Consider the following 17,528-nt stretch of genomic DNA (forward strand, 5'->3'; position numbering starts at 1 on the left):
GGAATAGGTCTACGGTGTCTCCCGTTGAGTTCATTGAACTTTAAACATCAAGGCCGCACCGAAGTCGCGACCCCCGTCCCCCAAGGAGCACGTCATGGGTATCTTCAGCCGCAAGAACGACGAGACGACCGCCGCCGGCACGACCGCGGACACCGCCGCGCTGACCGGTGACTACACGATCGACCCCTCGCACACCACGCTCGGTTTCGTGGCCCGCCACGCGATGGTCACCAACGTCAAGGGCAGCTTCCAGGAGTTCGAGGGCTCCCTGCACCTGGACGGCGTGGACCCGTCGAAGTCCACGGCGTCGCTGGACATCAAGATGGACAGCATCACCACCGGCAGCCCCGACCGTGACGGTCACCTGAAGTCGGCCGACTTCTTCAAGACCGACGAGTTCCCGACGATGACCTTCCGTTCCACCAAGGCGGAGTCCCTCGGCGGCGACGACTACCGCATCACCGGCGACCTCGAGATCCTCGGTGTCACCAGGCCGGTCACCATCGACCTGGAGTTCAACGGCGCCGCCAAGGACCCGTTCGGCAACGAGCGCGTCGGCTTCGAGGGCAAGGCCGAGATCAAGCGCTCCGACTGGGGCGTCACCTGGAACGCGGCGCTGGAGACCGGCGGCGTCCTCGTCTCCGACAAGATCAAGCTGCACTTCGACATCTCGGCGATCAAGAACGCGTGAGCCCGCGGCGCCGCCCCGCCGACCCCCTCACTGCCCACCGAGCGCCCGCCTCCCACTCCCCTGAGGCCGGGCGCTCGGCCGTGTCCGGCCCCCGGAGACCGGCCCGCTCGACGCGACGTCGCGAGCCGGGTGCCACCGGCGTCCAGGTCGCCGGGCCCTTCGAGGTCACCTGGCTCACTCACCTTCGTACAGACGCGCCAGGTCGACCAGCACCACCTCTCCCCGGTCGCCCGCCGCCCGGAGGTCGTCGGTGAACCCGGCTCCGCTGTAGCAGGCGAGCCGGACGGCGGACATGTCGGCTCCGCGGCCGGCCAGCAGCGTGGCGACGTGACGCAGCCGCTCCAGATGCCCCAGCCCCATCACCTGGTCCCACTTGGCCTCGCCCAGGGACAGCAGCACTCCGCTGTCCTGGCCCACAGCTCCCCGTACGACCACGTCGATCTCATGTCCGGTGCGCTCCGCCTGATCCGGGACGGTCCCGTACGAGACATCGATCGGCATGCCCCCGAAGGTCTCTGGAGCCGCGAAGTGGGTGACCCATTCCCGGCAGATCTGTTCGAAGTGCGGCCCCACCACGGCGGAGAGGAACCGTGCCCGGGAGCTCTCCCAGACCTGCTCCGCCATGCCCCGGTCCAGCAGAGGGAGTCTGGGCCGGGAGATGGCATGGTCGAAGGCGATGAGCGGCTCGCCGACACGGTAGACGCTGCGGTTCCTGCGGAACGCGTCCTTCTCCCGGCGCACCAGTCCGCAGTCCTGGAGCACGGTGAGGGGATGGGTGATGTCGCTGGTGGGCCGCTCCAGACTGCCGGCGATCCGGCCCGCCGTGGCGTTGCCGGACGCGAGCGCCGCGAGTACCGAGTGATACAGGGCCCGATCCCGCAGGTCGGACTCGTCCGCCAGGAGGTAGCGGGCCTCACGGTAGAGCGGCGAGCGGGGCGAGAGCGCGGTACGGCAGACCCAGGCGTCGAAGTCGGCCGGGCCGGCAGGCGTGTCGTCGCGTACGAACTCCCTGCGATAGGCGGGAGTTCCGCCGACGACGCTGTGGACGAGGAGCGCGAGCCGGTGGTCGTCGATGCCCCAGAAGGCCGCGGCCTGGCGGAAGTCGAGCGGATGCACGACGAGTTCGAGACCGGCGCGGCCGCGGAGCGGCGACGTGCCGCTGAGCAGCTTGCCCATGAAGGACAGAGAGCTTCCGCAGAGCAGGAGGCGGGTTCGGGACTCCAGCCGCTCCGGCCGCCGGGGGCCGTACGCCACCTGCACGATCGAGGGCAGTGAGGGGGTCGCTCTGGCCAGGTAGGGGAACTCGTCGATGACCACGGGGAGGGGCCGCTCCTTCCCGAGGACGAGGAGCGCGTCGATCGCCTGTTCCCAGCGGTCGAACCGCATCGGCGCGATGCTGCCGCCGTACTGGCCGAGTTCCTCACCGAAGCGGCGCAGCGACTCGGCCTCCGTGGCCTCGTAGGCACAGAAGTAGAAGCCCCCGGCCGCTCGGGCGAGCGAGTCGAGCAGGAAGGACTTGCCCTGCCGCCGCCGACCGGAGACGACGGCCATGGTGGCCTCCGGCCCTTCGTCGCCCGCGAAGGCGGTGAGCTCGCTCCACTCCCAGTCGCGGGCGAACATGTCCGGGGGTTTCGGAAGGTGGGAGCGAGACCGGGGCATGGACGCCTCCAGAGCGAAGTTACGGGAAGTACGTTTCCCGGAAGTACGTTTCCCCTAACGAGGCTCGGCTCGCATCAGTCACGGCCCGTACCTGTGGCCATGCCCGAGATCACCCCCCACTTGTCCGCGAGCAGGCTGGCCAGCAGCAGCCCCCGGCCGTTTTCCGAGTGCGTCGGGATGCAGTCGTGGCGGCTCGGGCTGCACCCGGACCAGCCCTCCGCCGCCGTCAACGGGCCTTCCCCGCCCGCCTGGTGACATGCCGCCGGGCTGCGTTACGCCACCGCGTGTCCGGCTTCGTCCTGATGGTGGCGTGCTGCGGCCCGGCGTTTCGGGACCGGCAGCAGCCACCACGCCGAGGCCACCGACAGGGCCGCGCCCACCGCGATGGCCGCCAGGCGGGTCGGCAGCAGGGACGCCGCGTCTTGGCCGAAGTAGCCGAGGAGCAGGGACAGGGCCGTGGTCATGCCGGCTGCCCAGTACGCGTAGTTGAGGGGGCGCAGCCACAGGGCGACGGCCAGGACGGCGAACATCAGGGCCACGGAGGTGTGGCCCGTGACGCCCGCCTCCGCCACCGCCGTCGCCAGGAGCGTCCCCACGCACGCCCCGGCCAGGCGCTCGATCCCCTTGCGCAGGACGTCGGTCCGGCCGCGGTTGCCGCTCGCGGCGACATACGCGGTCAGGACGGCCCACGGCCAGTGGTTGTCGAAGAGGAAACGGCCCAGCACGAAGGCGGTTGCGACGGCCGCCGCCATTTGCAGGGCCATGCGGGTGCTGGGGCGTGGGTGGAGACGGGAGCGGCGCGGGGGCGGGTCGGGAGCCGGGGACGCGCGCCAGGGGCCGTAGCGGTCGGCCAGGCCCTGGACCAGCCACACCGAGCAGCACGCCATGAGCCCGATCAGCGCGGACCAGCCCCAGGTCACCAGCCCGCTCTGGGCCCGCGCCGGGAGTGCGGGGCCGGGGACCACGAGCAGGGCCACCAGGGGGAGGGCGATCAGCGTGCCGGCCTTGGTGGCAGCCGGGCCGTAGCGGCGGATCCAGATGGCCAGTGCCATCCCGGCCGTGTAGACGGCCGCGCCCGCCGTGTAGTGGGAGGCGAGCAGGCGGCCGACGAGGATCGAGGCGGCGGCCGTCGCCGGGAGCAGCACCAGTGAGATCAGCCGTCGGCGGGTGTCTGCGGTGCGCTGGGTCGAGGCGAGGGTCAGGGTGAGGGCGACCGCGAGGACCAGCACGTCGGTGTGCAGCCCGGCCGTCCTCTCCAGTGCCAGCGCGGCTCCCCAGGAGAGCAGCACGGCCGCCATCGTGAGAGCTGCTTCGTACGCATTGCGTATGAGTTTGACGGTCACAGAGGCGAGAGTACGGGTATTTCGCGGCGGCCAGTAGTAAGTTTGCGCGTACGATCTGCTGCCATGGAGCACCTCACCGAAGCCGCCCGTATCCGTCGTGCCGTCCTCCGGTTCAACCGTCGGCTGCGGCAGGAGCGCGGGGACGGGAGCCTCAGTCCCAATCAGCTGTCGGTGCTCGGCCATCTGTACCGGCACGGGCCGTCCACGCCCGGCGAGGTCGCGGCCGCCGAGCGGCAGCGGCCGCAGTCGCTGACCCGGGTCTTCGCGGAGCTGGAGGCGGAGGGGCTGGTCGGGCGGGCGCCGGACCCGTCGGACCGGCGGCAGTCCGTGCTGAGCCTGACCGGGGCGGGGCGGCGGGCGCTGGAGGACGACATGGCGCAGCGGGACGCCTGGCTGGCGGGGGCCCTTGAGTCACTGGGCGAGACCGAGCGCGGGGTCCTGCTGCTCGCGGCCGCCGTGATGGAGCGGCTGGGCGACGCCGGGTAGGTCAGAAGCCGCCGCCGAAGTCCCCGCTGTCCCCGCCCCCGCCGCCGAAGTCGCCCCCGCCCCCGAAGTCGCCGAAGTCCCCGGGGTCGAAGTCCGCGCCCGAGACGTCGCCGCCCTGGTAGCCGCCGGTGCCGAAGTCGCCGTACCCGGTGCCGTAGTCGGCCGCGTAGGCGGGCGCGGACATCCAGCCGCCCAGAGCCGTGCCGATCAGGAGGCCGGGGAGGATGCCGCCGCCGAAGTAGCCGCCCGCCCAGGGGCCGTAGGCCGGGCCCGCGTCCCAGTAGGGGCGGCGGCCGTATTCGGTGTCGACCTCGCGGACCGCCGGGTCGCGGCCGTCGGCCAGGCGGGTGGCGTCGGCCGCGCAGACCGGGACCTCGCGGGGCGCGCCGCCGGGCGGCGTCCAGGTGGCGTCCGTGACCGAGGGGCCGTGCCGGGGGTCGAAGAAGCAGGGCGGGCGGCGCTCCGGGAGCGGGCGGCCCTCCCGGCGGGCGGCCAGCTGGGCGAGCGAGAAGCGGCCGCCTCCCAGCGCCTCGGTGACGGACCTGACGTCCTCCGGTCCGCGGGCGGCGGCCATGGCGGACTTCGCCTGGTCGTAGGCGTTCAGTGCCCGCTCGTAGTCCGCTCGCATCGCGTCGTCGGCGCCCGGCTCGGCCGGGTGGAATTCTAGGCGGTCCAGTTCCTCGCCGAACGCGGTGATGTCCTCGTCCACGACCACCCGGAGCCGGTCCAGGGCGGCCCGCCGCTCCTCCTCGTGACGCCGGCGGCTCCGGCGGACCAGCGCGTACGTGCCCGCCCCGGCGGCCACGACCACGGCTCCGATCGCGATCAGCGCCGTACCGGACGCCCCTGAGCCGCCCGTGCCGCGGCTGCCCCAGGACGCGGGCGCCTTGCCGCCCATGTTGGTCAGGGCGCGGTCGGTGAAATCGGTCAGCTGGGTCTTGGCGGTCTCGCCCTGGACGCTGGTGACCAGGTTCTGCACGGCCGTCCGCGGGACGACGGAGGAGTCGGCGCGGGCGTCGAAGCGGTCGCCGAGGCGGATCGCGTAGAGGCCGGTGACGCCGGTGGCGGTGCGCAGGTTCGTGAAGAGGTTCCCGGTGGGGTAGCCGGCCGGCAGGACGGCGATGAACAGCGGCTTGTCCGCGTCCTTGATCTGCCGGGCCAGGCTGTCGGCGTCGGCCGCGGAGAGCTGGCCGGCGGCCGCCGGGTCGACGTACACCGGGCTGCGGCGCAGGGCGTCGGCGATCGCCGAGACGCCGGTCGCCGCGCCGGCCGGCCGGGCGGACGCGGTCAGGGCGACCAGCGCCAGCGCGCACGCCAGGAACAGCAGGGCCGGGAGGCTTCGGGTGGTCCGTCGCACCGCCTTCATGGTTCGAAAGTACCCCGAAGCCTCCCGGAGCGGGATGTCCCCCTACGCTGCCCGGTACGCCTCCGTCAGCTTCTCCACCGCCGCCGCGTACCTGCCGGTCAGCAGCAGGTGGTCCGCGTCGGCGAAGGGCTTCGAGACGGCCGCCGTGAGCGACTGCCCGGCCTTCGCCTGGACCAGCAGCCGCGCCTCGGTGACCAGCTTCCGGCCGGCCGGGCCGGAACCCGCCCGTTCAGCCGCCCTCGCCGCCGCGCCGAGCGCCTTCAGGGTGGCCTCGCCGCCCTTGGGCGCCTTCGTCAGGGTGGTCAGCCCCCAGCCGTACGGGTACTGCGGGTCGTACGACGCGTCGCCCACGTTGATCGGCAGCTGCGCCTCGGACTTCGGCCAGGTGACCGGGAGCTGACCGGTGAAGGCCTTCCTGCCGTAGAGCACGTCGGCCACCCCGTCGCCCTCCGTGCCCGGCAGCCAGGACGCCACCAGGGCGTCGATCTCGCCGAGTTGGCCGCCGATCAGCTGCGGCCGTCCGGAGACGACCAGCACCGCGCACTTCATGGCCGCGCACACCTTGTCCACGGCCGCCCGGTCGGCGGCGGACAGCACCAGGTCGTTGCCGTTGCCGACGTCTCCGACGCCCTCGGCGTACGGGGTCTCGCCGACCACGACCACACCCACGTCGTAGCCGCTCGTCGGCGCCGAGGCGTCCTGGGAGTAGGTGACGTCTCCCCCGGCGTTCCTCATGCCCTGGAGGATGGTGGTGCCGGTGGTGTGGGTGCCGGAGGCGCCCTGCCAGGTGATGGTCCAGCCGCCGGTCTGGTTGCCGAGGTCGTCGGCGTCGGACCCGGCCACGTACACCTTCTGGGACTTCTTCAGGGGCAGGACGCCACCGGAGTTCTTCAGCAGCACCTGCGACTCGGCGGCCGCCTGCCGGGCGACGGCCCGGTGCGCGGTGGAGCCGATCCTCGCGGCGCCGGACGTGTCGGTGTACGGGTGCTCGAAGAGGCCCAGCTTGAACTTCTGGGTGAGGATGCGGGACACCGCGTCGTCGACGCGCTGTTCGGTGACGCGGCCGGCCTTCACCTCGTCGATCAGGGTCGAGCTGAAGTCCTTGTAGCCGTAGGGGACCATCATCATGTCGACGCCCGCGTCGACGGCCGTGCGGACGTGGGCGGCGTAGTCGCCGGGGAGCTGGTCGATGGCGTTCCAGTCGCTGATCACGAAGCCCTTGAAGCCCATCCGGCCCTTGAGCACCCCGGTGATCATGTCGGCCCGGGCGTGCATCTTCACCGGGCCCTGGCCGTCCCCGACGATCTCCAGGGACGAGTACGAGGGCATGACGCTGCCGATGCCCCGGTCGACGGCGGTCCGGTACGGCGCCAGGTGGATCGCCTCCAGCTGCTGCCGGGTGACCGTGGTGACGCCCTGGTCGATGGTGTAGGTCCCGGTCGTGGACGAGCCGTACGCGGTGCCGCCGTCGCCGACGAAGTGCTTGGCGGTGGCCAGGACCTTGTCGGCGTCCTTCAGGTCGCGTCCGTCCGCGCGCCCCTGGAGGCCCTGGATGACGGTCTCCATGGTCTTCACCAGCGCCGGGTCCTCGCCGAAGGACTCGTAGGAGCGGCCCCAGCGTTCGTCACGGGTGACGCAGAGGCAGGGTGCGAAGTCCCAGGAGACGCCGGTCGCGCGGACCTCGGACGCGGTCACCGCGCCGGTCCGCTCGGCGAGCCGGGGATCGCGGGTGGCGCCGATGCCGATGTTGTGCGGCATGATCGTGGCGCCGGCCAGGTTGTTGTGGCCGTGCACGGCGTCGGCGCCGTAGATCAGCGGGATCTGGAACCGGGTGGCCTGCGCCCGGAGCTGGAAGTCGTCGATCATCCGCGCCCAGGCCGCGGGCGTGTTGGGCGTGGGCGTCGAGCCGCCGCCGGAGAGCAGCGAGCCCAGGTCGTACGCGGTGACGTCACCGCCGCTGCCCACGGCCCCGCGTTCGGCCTGGGTCATCTGGCCGGCCTTCTCCTGAAGGGACATCCGGGCGAGGAGGTCGGCGACCCGCTTCCGCACCGGCAGTCTGGTGTCCAGATAGGGCAGTCCGTGGGCGTCGATGACGACCTGCGGGGTCTCGGCGGGGGCCTTGGCGCCGGTGACCGTGAGCTTCAGCGGGACGGTCTCGGCCGGTTCGGCGGACCGGTCCCGCAGCGTCGGCACCTCGACGGTCCGCGTGGCCCCGGAGGCCGTGCCCGCGGGGAAGGTGAGGGTGCCGGAGACGGGGGCGTAGTCCTTGCCCGCGCCGGCGGTCCCGCCCGTCGTCTCGTACGCGACGGTGACCGGGTCGTCGAGCGGGGCGGATCCGGTGGTCGCGACGGTGACCTTCACGGTCGCCGTGCCGCCCTCCCTGACCGGGTAGACGGCCGCGTCCGTGCTGACGGAGGCCCGCAGCGCCTGGTCCGCCTTGCCGTACAGCTCGACGTCGTCCATGGCGAACCGGCCCTGGACCCCGACGGGGAGGGTGACCGCGTAGCCCCACATCTGGGTGAGGCCGAGGACGTGGTCGATGCCGCCGACGGGCTGGTAGTCGGTCCGGTACACGAAGTCGGTGAACGGGATCTCGATCTGCTTCCAGCCGGAGAAGTCGTCGGTGAACGACGTCGTCCACAGCTCCGAGGCCTCGCCGTTCGCACCGCCGTCCTTGATCTCGAAGGCGACCTTCCCGCCGTTGTCCTGGCCGTCCCACCAGAAGCGGATGCCCTGGTGGGCGGACCAGTCGTGGGCGGGTTCGGTGGCGGCGAAGTCGTGGGTGAAGCCGCCGTAGCCGCTGATGTCGTAGGTCCCGGAGAGGACCTTGGCTCCCTCGGGGGCGTCGGCGCGGTCGGCGAACCGGAGCGCGGGCGGGTCGTCGCTGTCGCTTCCCCAGGTGAAGATGCCCTCGGCGGGCTGGGAGGCGAAGGGGACCTCGCCCTCGAAGCGGTCGACGGGGGTGGGGGCCGGGTCGGCGGCGCCGGCGGCGGCATCGGCGGCCGACAGCGGGATCAGGGCTGCGAGCAGGGCGGTGGAGACGAGCAGGGCGGTTCTTGCCATGGACCTTCCCTCGACTCTCTGGTTCACTCGGGGCTCTCACAGTTCACTCATGGCTTAGATCACGTCGTGAGTTAACTAACGGCTCGCACCCCCGTCAAGACGTCCCGTCAGGAAGGGCGATGTGTCCATGAGAAGCACCCCCCACGCACTGCGCCTGCTGCTGGCCGGCCTGCTCACCGCGGCCGGCTTCAGCGCCGTCGTGCCCCCGGCGCACGCGGCCGGTGAGCAGGTCACCGCGTACCTCACCACCACCGACGACTCCGCGGGACGCCATGTCACCCGCGGGCTGCAGGCGCAGACGCCGTTCGCCTTCCAGTCCGGGACCGGGGGCGGCGGCACGAACATCACGGTCGACGAGAACACCCGCTACCAGACCTTCACCGGCGGCGGCGCGTCCTTCACGGACACCGCGGCCTGGCTGATGAACAGCAGCGGGGCGCTGTCCCAGGCCACCCGGGACGCCACCATGCAGAAGCTGTTCTCGCCGACGAACGGGATCGGGCTGTCGTTCCTGCGCAATCCGATGGGCGCCTCGGACCTGGCGCGGTACGGGTACACCTACGACGACGTACCCGCCGGGCAGACCGACCCCAGCCTGAACGGCTTCTCCATCGCGCACGACCTGGCGGACGTCGTGCCGCTCACCAGGCAGGCGCTCCAACTGAACCCCTCTCTGACTGTCATGGCCTCGCCATGGACGGCGCCGGCCTGGATGAAGGACAGCGGCTCGCTCAACGGGGGCTGGCTCAAGTCGGAGGACTACGCCGCCTACGCCGCGTACTTCGTGAAGTACCTCCAGGCCTACCAGGCCCAGGGCGTCAACGTCTCCTACGTCACCCCGCAGAACGAACCCACCTGCTGTTCCGGCTACCCGTCGATGAGCTGGAACGCCTCCGGCCTGCAGTACTTCCTCAAGAACGACCTGCTGCCGCAGCTCCAGTCGGCCGGCCTGTCCACCAAGGTCCTGGCCCACGACTGGAACTGGGACGTGTACGACTCCTACGCGGCCGCCCTCGTCGACGACCCGGCGATCCGCGACCACCCGAACTTCGGCGGGATCGCCTGGCACGGCTACGGCGGCGACGTCTCCGAGCAGACCACCGTGCACGACAAGTACCCCACGCTGGACGCCTTCGGCACCGAGCACTCCGGCGGCACCTGGGTCGCCGACCAGCAGAAGGAGGACATGTCCAACATCATCGACTACACCCGCAACTGGGCAAAGTCGGTGACCAAGTGGTCGCTGGCCGTGGACCAGAACATGGGCCCGCACAACGGCGGCTGCGGCACCTGCACCGGTCTGATCACCGTGCACAACGGGGACGGCGCGAGCGGGACCGTCGACTACACCGTCGAGTACTACGACATGGGCCACCTGACCAAGTTCGTGCGGCCCGGCGCCCAGCGGATCGCCTCCACCGCGTCCAGCGCCGTGCCGAACGTGGCCTGGCGCAACCCGGACGGCTCGAAGGCGCTGATCGCCTACAACGACTCGTCCAGCGCGCAGACGGTGACCATCAACTGGGGTGCGCAGCACGCCACTTACTCGCTCCCCGGGAAGACCTCGGCGACCTTCACCTGGTCCGGCACCCAGTCGGGCGGCGCCGCGCGGACCGGCGCGTTCGTGGGGCTCGCGAGCAAGTGCCTGGACGTGGCGGGCGGTTCGAGCGCGAACGGCACGGCCGTCCAGCTCTACGACTGCAACGGCACCACCGCCCAGCAGTGGACGGTGGGAACCGACGGGACCGTCCAGGCGCTCGGCAAGTGTCTGGACGTGACGTCCGGTTCGACGGCGGACGGGGCGAAGGTGCAGTTGTACGACTGCAACGGAACCGGTGCGCAACAGTGGTCGTACAACTCGTCCACCGGTGATGTCGTGAACACGGCGGCGAACAAGTGCCTGGACGTCACCGACAACTCGTCGGCGAACGGGGCCAGGGCACAGATCTGGTCCTGCACGGGTGCCGCCAACCAGAAGTGGCATCTGCAGTAGGAGCGCCGTGAGACGTACGACGGGGGCGGCGGCCGTGCTGGGCACGGCCGCCGGTGCGTTGCTGCTGAGCGGGTGCGGGGCCGTCGATCTGCCGCTGGCCGGAGTGCAGGCTGGGGCGGACGGGTCCCCGTACGCGCTGATCCGGCCGTGCGGCGACGACCACTACCAGGGGCTCGCGCTCGACGGCTGGGCCAGGGGCACACAGGAGAGGCCGGTCACCACCGGCTGGGACGCCAAGGGCGAACGGTCCGGGGATGCCCGGTTCCCGCTGTTCTCGCCGCCCGGCACGTGGCGGGCACGGCATCGTGGGGCACAGAAGCTGCTCCCCCGGCACCACTACACGCTGAGCTTCGGGCACTACGTGACCGGTGACTCGTACAACGGCATCGCCGACTTCACCACCGAACAGATCACCGCGCTGCGCCCCGGCCAGGTCTGGGCCGACGGCCGGGTGATGGGCCTCGGCGAGTTCGAGAAGCTCGCCGAGGACTCCTGCTGAACCGGGGCTACTCGGCGGGCTCCACGCCCGCGCGCAGCAGGCCATAGGTGTACGCGTCCTCCAGGGCCTGCCAGGAGGCGGCGATGACGTTCTCCGCGACGCCCACCGTCGACCACTCGCCGCTGCCGTCGGAGGTGGAGATCAGCACGCGGGTGGTGGACTCGGTGCCGTGCTTGCCCTCCAGGATGCGGACCTTGTAGTCGACCAGGTCCAGCTTGGCGAGCTGCGGGTAGATCTTTTCGAGGGCCACCCGCAGGGCGCGGTCGAGGGCGTTGACCGGGCCGTTGCCCTCGGCCGTGGCGACGATGCGCTCGCTCTTGGCCCAGAGCTTGACCGTGGCCTCGTTGGCGTGGGTGCCGTCGGGGCGGTCCTCGACGATGGCCCGCCAGGACTCGACCCGGAAGTACGAGCGCGGCCTGCCCTCGACCTCGGCGCGCAGCAGGAGCTCGAAGGAGGCGTCGGCGGCCTCGTAGGTGTACCCCTGGAGCTCGCGTTCCTTGACTCGCTCCACCACCCGGCCGACCAGTTCACGGTCGCCGCCGAGGTCGACGCCGAGCTCCTTGCCCTTGAGCTCCACCGAGGCACGGCCGGCCATGTCGGAGACCAGCATGCGCATGGTGTTGCCGACCAGGGCCGGATCGGTGTGCTGGTAGAGGTCGGGGTCGACCTTGATCGCGGAGGCGTGCAGGCCGGCCTTGTGCGCGAAGGCCGAGACTCCCACGTACGGCTGATGCGTCGAGGGCGTCAGGTTGACGACCTCGGCGATGGCGTGCGAGATACGGGTCATCTCGCGGAGCCGGCCCTCGGGCAGCACCTTCTTGCCGTACTTCAGCTCCAGGGCCGCGACCACCGGGAACAGGTTGGCGTTGCCGACCCGCTCGCCGTAGCCGTTCGCCGTGCACTGGACGTGGGTGGCGCCGGCGTCGACCGCGGCCAGGGTGTTGGCGACCGCGCAGCCGGTGTCGTCCTGGGCGTGGATGCCGAGCCGGGCCCCGGTGTCCGCGAGGACGGTGGAGACGACAGCGTTGACCTGGGCGGGAAGCATGCCGCCGTTGGTGTCGCAGAGGACGACCACGTCGGCGCCGGCCTCGGCGGCGGCCCGGACGACGGCCTTCGCGTACTCGGGGTTGGCGCGGTAGCCGTCGAAGAAGTGCTCGCAGTCGACGAAGACCCGGCGGCCCTGGTCCTTCAGGAAGGAGACCGTGTCGCGGACCATCTCCAGGTTCTCGTCCAGGGTGGTGCGCAGGGCCAGCTCGACATGCCGGTCGTGGGACTTGGCCACCAGGGTGATCACCGGGGCGCCGGACTCCAGCAGTGCTCTGACCTGGGGGTCCTCCGCCGCCTTGGCGTTCGCCCGGCGGGTGGCGCCGAAGGCGACCAGCTGGGCGTTCCTGAAGTCGATCTCCTGCTGGGCACGGGCGAAGAACTCGGTGTCCCGGGGGTTGGCGCCCGGCCAGCCGCCCTCGATGAAGCCCACCCCGAAGTCGTCCAGGTGCCGTGCGATGGCCAGCTTGTCCGCGACGGTGAGGTTGATGCCCTCGCGCTGGGCGCCGTCGCGCAGCGTGGTGTCGAAGACGTGGAACGAGTCGTCCAGCTCGTGGGTTTCCGTCTCGGTCATGGTCTCAAGGCTCCTGATGTCTTGTCTCGGTCGTACCGGAATGACCGGCTCCACCGTCCCTCCATGGTCCCTCGCGCTCGCCGTCCGGCTGTAGGTGGGCCGGAAAACGAAAAAACCCCTCGCGGGTGCGAGAGGTCTGCGCGCGGGTCGAGGACGACGATGGCCACCCGTACCTGGTCGTACGTGGTGGTCACTGCGGACCGGCGCGCCTGCTGCCAATAATCGTGGCGAACGAGAGCACGGAGGCAGTCTGGCACAGCCCCGCCCCCGGCTCACGCACCGTCTCAGGATGCGGTCGCCGCCGAGGCACCGCATGAGACGCCAGCCGCGGCTGAAGGCTCACGACTCACGACTCACGACTCACGACTCACGGACGCGGCTCACGGCTCACGGCTCACGGCTCACGGACGCGGGGTGTTGGACGAAGACGTCGCGCACGCCGCCGGCGTCGCGTCGCCCGGTACCAGGTCACGGGCGCCGGAGAGCAACCCGGCCGCGCGGCCGCCGGCGCCGGACCGCACGTCGGTGAGCCGGCCCCGCTACGGCGGCGGGAACCTCATCGCGTACGGCCCGGCCGGAAGGTCAGGCGTCCGCGAACAGATCCGCCCGGAGGAACTCGCGCACATGGCCGAGGACCTGCGCGCGGTCCGTGCCGCGCAGCCCGATCGCCACATGGATGGAGAAGCCGTCGAGCAGGGCGCGCAGGCGGGCGGCGAACCGGTCGGGGTCGACGGGCCGGAACTCGCCGCGCGAGACGCCCTCCGCGAGCAGCGCCACCAGGTCACGGTGCCAGGCGCCCTCGATGGCGGCCTGCCGGTCGCGGGCCGTGTCGTCGGCGTTCTGCGAGCGGTTCCAGACCTCAAGCCAGAGGGTCCAGTGCGGGTCCCGGTGCCCGTCGGGCACGTACAGGTCGACGTAGGCGTCGAGGCGGGCGCGGGCGGTGCCGCGCCGGGTGAGCAGCCGGCCGCGCTCGGCGCCCAGCCGGCCCTCGCTCCACTCCAGGGTCTCCAGCAGCAGTTCGTCCTTGGAGTGGAAGTAGTAGAGGAGATGGCCGCTGCTCATGCCGACCTCGCGGCCGAGCGCGGCCATGGTCAGCTTCTCCAGGCCCCGTTCGGCGATCATCGACATGGCGGCGGCGAGCACGTCCTCGCGGGGCGGGGCCTGTCTGCGCCCACCGGCCATCTTCCGCTCCTAGATCCTCGGCTGCTGTTGCGTGATGCAGTGGATGCCGCCACCGCCGGAGAAGATCGTACGGGCGTCCACCAGGGTCACCGTCCGCTCCGGGAACAGCCGGCGGAAGATCCCGGCGGCCGTCTCGTCGCGCGGGTCGTCGAAGCCGCACAGCACCACGGCGCCGTTGCAGAGGTAGTGGTTGATGTAGGAGTAGTCCGCCCAGTGGCCGTCGGCCTCCAGGACGGTCGGCGCCGGGACCTCGACGACCTCCAGCGCGCGGCCGCGCGCGTCGCTCTGGGACCGCAGCAGGCCGATGACCTCCTTGGTCACCTCGTGGTCGGGGTGTGCCGGGTCGGGCTGGGAGTGCGCGACCACGACTCCCGGGCGGGCGAAGGCGGCGACGATGTCGACGTGCCCGAGGGTGCCGAAGCCGTTGGAGGTCCCCCCACGCCTTTCGGGCAGCGGGGGAGGGTAGTCCCCGGTGAGGCCGCGCGGCAGCCATATCGCCTTGCGGGTGCCGAGCATCCCGTGGATCTCGGCCTCGGCCTCCTCCTTCGTCCAGCCCGGGTTGCGCTCGGGGCCGAGCTGCACGGTCTCGGTCAGCAGCACGGTTCCCTCGCCGTCGACGTGGACGGCACCGCCCTCGTTGACCAGACGCGAGGCGTACGTCCGCGCGCCCGCGAGGTCCGCGACCTCCGCGGCGATCTTCGCGTCGTGCTCCCAGCGGGCCCAGTGCTGGGCGCCCCAGCCGTTGAACGTCCAGTCCACGGCGGCCAGTTCACGGCCGTTCGTGAGGAACGTGGGGCCGATGTCCCGCATCCAGGCGTCGTCCAGTTCGCGCTCGACGGTGTCGACGCCCGGACCGAGCAGCGTCCGCGCGTCCGCCGACTGACCGGGGCCGCACACCACCGTCACCGGTTCGAAGCGGCGGACCGCACGGGCCACCGACGCCCAGGCCGTCCGTGCGGCGAGGAGGTCGCCGGGGTCGTCGAAGGTGGGGTTGGGGCCCGGCCACGCCATCCAGGTGCGCTCGTGCGGGGTCCATTCGGCGGGCATCCGGAAGCCGTCGGCGGCAGCGGACATGGTGATCCTCACAGGCTGTGGCATTTCATGGGAGATATCAGAGGAAATAAAGGCGGTTGAGAGAGACGGAGTCGGCGGGCTCGGACTGGATCGGCTCGCCGTCGAGGGTGACCAGGCCGGTGCGCTGGTCGACGTCGACCGCTCCGGTACGGGAGTTGCGCCGCAGGTCGGCGGGGCCGATGCCGCGGGTGCCGCGGACGGCCACCCGGCGGCGCCGGGTGGGCATGGTGTCGTGGCCCTGGTCGAGGGTGGCCTGGGCCACGAACGCGACGGAGATGTCGGCGGGGGTGGCGCCGTGCGCCCCGAACTGCGGCCCCAGTACCAGGGGTTCGCAGGTGTCGGTGGCCGCGCCCGGGTCGCCGGTGACGCCGAACGCCGGGAATCCGGCCTTCAGCACCAGCTGTGGCTTGGCCCCGAAGTACTCCGGTGCCCACAGCACGATGTCGGCGAGCTTGCCGACCTCGATCGAGCCGATCTCGTGGGCGAGGCCGTGGGCGATCGCGGGGTTGATGGTCAGCTTGGCCAGGTAGCGCAGCACGCGCTCGTTGTCGTGGCCGTCGCCCGGGGCGCCGAGTTCGGCCTTCATCTTCCCGGCCATGGCGAAGGTCCGGCGGACGGTCTCCCCGGCCCGGCCCATGCCCTGCGCGTCGGAGGAGGTGATGCCGATCGCGCCCAGGTCGTGCAGCACGTCCTCGGCGCCCATGGTTCCGGCGCGGATGCGGTCGCGGGCCATGGCGGCGTCACCGGGCAGGTCGGTCTTCAGGTCGTGGACGGAGACGATCATCCCGTAGTGCTCGGCGACCGCGTCCCGGCCGAAGGGCAGGGTGGGGTTGGTGGAGGACCCGATGACGTTGGGGACACCGGCCATCTTCAGGACGTTGGGCACGTGCCCGCCGCCACAGCCCTCGATGTGGAAGGCGTGGACGGTCCGGCCCTCCAGCACCCGCAGGGTGTCCTCGACCGACAGGCACTCGTTCAGCCCGTCGCTGTGCAGGGCGACCTGGACGTCGTGCTCCTCGGCGACCCGCAACGCCGTGTCCAGCGCCCGCGTATGGGCGCCCATGTCCTCGTGCACCTTGAAGCCCGAGGCGCCTCCCTCGGCGAGGGCCTCGATCAGCGGGGCCGGGTGCGAGGACGAACCCCGCCCCAGGAAACCGATGTTGACCGGCCAGGCGTCGAAGGCGCCGAACGCGTGCCGCAGCGCCCAGGGCGAGTTGACGCCGACGCCCCACACCGGACCGAACTCCTGGCCGATGACGGTGGTCACGCCGGAGGCCAGCGAGGCCTCCAGGACGCGCGGCGACAGCAGGTGGACGTGCGTGTCGACGGCCCCGGCGGTGGCGATCAGCCCCTCGCCGGACACGATCGAGGTGCCGGTGCCGACCACGACGTCCACCCCGTCGAGGGTGTCGGGGTTCCCGGCCCGCCCGATGGCGCAGATCCGCCCCTCGCGGATGCCGATGGAGACCTTGCGGATCCCCAGCACGGCGTCGATCACGACGACGTTGCTGACGACGACGTCACAGGTCTCCCGGACCGCGGCGGCCTTCAGGTGCAGTCCGTCCCGGGCGGTCTTGCCGAAACCGGCCAGGAACTCGTCGCCGGGGCGCTGGGAGTCGTCCTCGACCCGGATCACCAGCCCCGAGTCCCCGAGGCGGACGCGGTCGCCGGCGCGGGGGCCGTGGGTGGCCGCGTACTCGTGCGGGGTGAGGCGGCGGGCCTCGGCGGGATGCCCTCCGGGGCGGCTCATCGCTCGTCCTGCGCTGTCTGCCGTACGCCCAGGTACCCGCAGGCGGCGGCGCGGCGCAGCGCCTCCTCGCGGGCGCCGGGCGCGTCCAGCGGGCCGTCGACGAGCCCGGCGAAGCCGATGGCGGCCCGGTCGCCGCCGATCGGTACGAGACCGACCTCCAGCGACTCCCCCGGCCCGAACCGCACGGACGACCCGGCGGGCACGGCGAGCCGCAGACCGTAGGCCGCGGCGCGGTCGAAGTCGAGGCGCGGATTGGCCTCGAAGAAGTGGAAGTGCGAGGTGACCGAGACCGGGACGGCCGCGGTGTTGGTGACGGTCAGCACCACGACCGCCTCCGGATCGGCGTGCGCGGGCGCCGGAAGCAGGGCACCGGGCCCCTCCTCTCCCAGCCCCCCGCCCCCGATGGGGTCGGTGACGACCGCGAGCCGTGAGCCGTCGTCGAAGACGGCCTCGACGTGCACCTCGGTGACGATGTCGGCGACGCCGGGCAGCACGTCGGCCGGGCCGAGGACGGAGCGGGCCGCCTCGACCGCCTCGGCGAGCCGCCTGCCGTCCCGGGCCGCCTCGCAGACGGTGTCCGCGATCAGCGCGGTGGCCTCCGGCACGTTGAGCCTGAGGCCCCGCGCGCGCCGGGCCCGGGCCAGCTCGGCGGCCCCGAAGAGCAGCAGCCGGTCACGCTCCGTGGGAGTCAGTCGCACAGCCCGGCACCTCCTTCGATTCCTCGTTTCCTCCTCGAATTAGAACATCACTCTAAACGCGGAAGCAAGGAGAAGACCGGTTGACGCCGACCATGAGATCATTCAC

At 71.8% G+C, this 17,528-nt stretch carries 13 protein-coding genes; 4 read left to right on the plus strand and 9 right to left on the minus strand.

The genetic code is table 11. From position 1 onward, the window contains the following. Positions 1 to 94: 94 nt before the first annotated feature. Positions 95 to 691: a YceI family protein gene (locus tag LQ326_RS14175; RefSeq protein WP_234536289.1), complete on the plus strand. Its 597-nt coding sequence runs from the start codon at positions 95 to 97 to the stop codon at positions 689 to 691. Positions 692 to 865: 174 nt separating this feature from the next. Here LQ326_RS14175 and LQ326_RS14180 read toward each other — a convergent pair whose 3' ends face one another. Beyond that, on the minus strand, positions 866 to 2,350 hold the full coding sequence (locus tag LQ326_RS14180) for an ATP-binding protein (protein WP_234536290.1): 1,485 nt from the start codon (positions 2,348 to 2,350) through the stop codon (positions 866 to 868). A gap of 272 nt (positions 2,351 to 2,622) precedes the next feature. Next, complete coding sequence (locus tag LQ326_RS48285; RefSeq protein WP_234536291.1) at positions 2,623 to 3,693, minus strand: FUSC family protein; 1,071 nt, start codon at positions 3,691 to 3,693, stop codon at positions 2,623 to 2,625. 63 nt (positions 3,694 to 3,756) lie between these two features. Here LQ326_RS48285 and LQ326_RS14190 point away from each other — a divergent pair, with 63 nt between their 5' ends. Next, positions 3,757 to 4,179, plus strand: coding sequence for a MarR family winged helix-turn-helix transcriptional regulator (locus tag LQ326_RS14190; RefSeq protein ID WP_234536293.1), 423 nt, complete (start codon positions 3,757 to 3,759; stop codon positions 4,177 to 4,179). A 1-nt stretch (position 4,180) separates the two neighbouring features. On the opposite strand, the gene LQ326_RS14195 is transcribed toward LQ326_RS14190, so the two are convergent. Further along, positions 4,181 to 5,545 carry a hypothetical protein gene (locus LQ326_RS14195; protein WP_234536295.1) on the minus strand — a complete coding sequence of 455 codons (1,365 nt, stop codon included), beginning with the start codon at positions 5,543 to 5,545 and terminating at the stop codon, positions 4,181 to 4,183. A gap of 42 nt (positions 5,546 to 5,587) precedes the next feature. Further along, positions 5,588 to 8,608 (minus strand): glycoside hydrolase family 3 protein, encoded by a 3,021-nt coding sequence (locus LQ326_RS14200; RefSeq protein WP_234536297.1) that lies wholly within the window; start codon positions 8,606 to 8,608, stop codon positions 5,588 to 5,590. 127 nt (positions 8,609 to 8,735) lie between these two features. Between LQ326_RS14200 and LQ326_RS14205 the strand changes: the two genes are divergently transcribed. Both LQ326_RS14205 and LQ326_RS14210 read left to right on the plus strand, forming a co-directional pair. Beyond that, entirely contained in the window at positions 8,736 to 10,601 is a 1,866-nt protein-coding gene (locus LQ326_RS14205; RefSeq protein WP_234536300.1) for a ricin-type beta-trefoil lectin domain protein, read from the plus strand. Between the two features lie 7 nt (positions 10,602 to 10,608). Further along, positions 10,609 to 11,100 (plus strand): hypothetical protein, encoded by a 492-nt coding sequence (locus LQ326_RS14210; protein WP_234536302.1) that lies wholly within the window; start codon positions 10,609 to 10,611, stop codon positions 11,098 to 11,100. A 7-nt stretch (positions 11,101 to 11,107) separates the two neighbouring features. Here LQ326_RS14210 and cimA read toward each other — a convergent pair whose 3' ends face one another. From cimA to ureA, 5 genes are all read right to left on the minus strand, one after another. After that, positions 11,108 to 12,718 (minus strand): citramalate synthase, encoded by a 1,611-nt coding sequence (gene cimA, locus LQ326_RS14215; RefSeq protein WP_234536304.1) that lies wholly within the window; start codon positions 12,716 to 12,718, stop codon positions 11,108 to 11,110. A 582-nt stretch (positions 12,719 to 13,300) separates the two neighbouring features. Then, entirely contained in the window at positions 13,301 to 13,900 is a 600-nt protein-coding gene (locus tag LQ326_RS14220; RefSeq protein ID WP_234536306.1) for a TetR/AcrR family transcriptional regulator, read from the minus strand. 9 nt (positions 13,901 to 13,909) lie between these two features. Then, positions 13,910 to 14,974 (minus strand): agmatine deiminase family protein, encoded by a 1,065-nt coding sequence (locus tag LQ326_RS14225; RefSeq protein WP_234536308.1) that lies wholly within the window; start codon positions 14,972 to 14,974, stop codon positions 13,910 to 13,912. A gap of 37 nt (positions 14,975 to 15,011) precedes the next feature. Further along, positions 15,012 to 16,724, minus strand: coding sequence for an urease subunit alpha (locus LQ326_RS14230; RefSeq protein ID WP_234536310.1), 1,713 nt, complete (start codon positions 16,722 to 16,724; stop codon positions 15,012 to 15,014). Beyond that, the gene (ureA, locus tag LQ326_RS14235) at positions 16,721 to 17,422 is read right to left on the minus strand and encodes an urease subunit gamma (protein ID WP_234536313.1); all 702 of its coding nucleotides are present in this window, start codon (positions 17,420 to 17,422) and stop codon (positions 16,721 to 16,723) included. The genes LQ326_RS14230 and ureA overlap by 4 nt, the downstream gene beginning before the upstream one ends. Positions 17,423 to 17,528 lie beyond the last annotated feature (106 nt).

The organism is Streptomyces shenzhenensis (assembly GCF_021462265.1).
In the GTDB taxonomy this organism is placed as follows: Bacteria; Actinomycetota; Actinomycetes; order Streptomycetales; family Streptomycetaceae; genus Streptomyces; species Streptomyces shenzhenensis.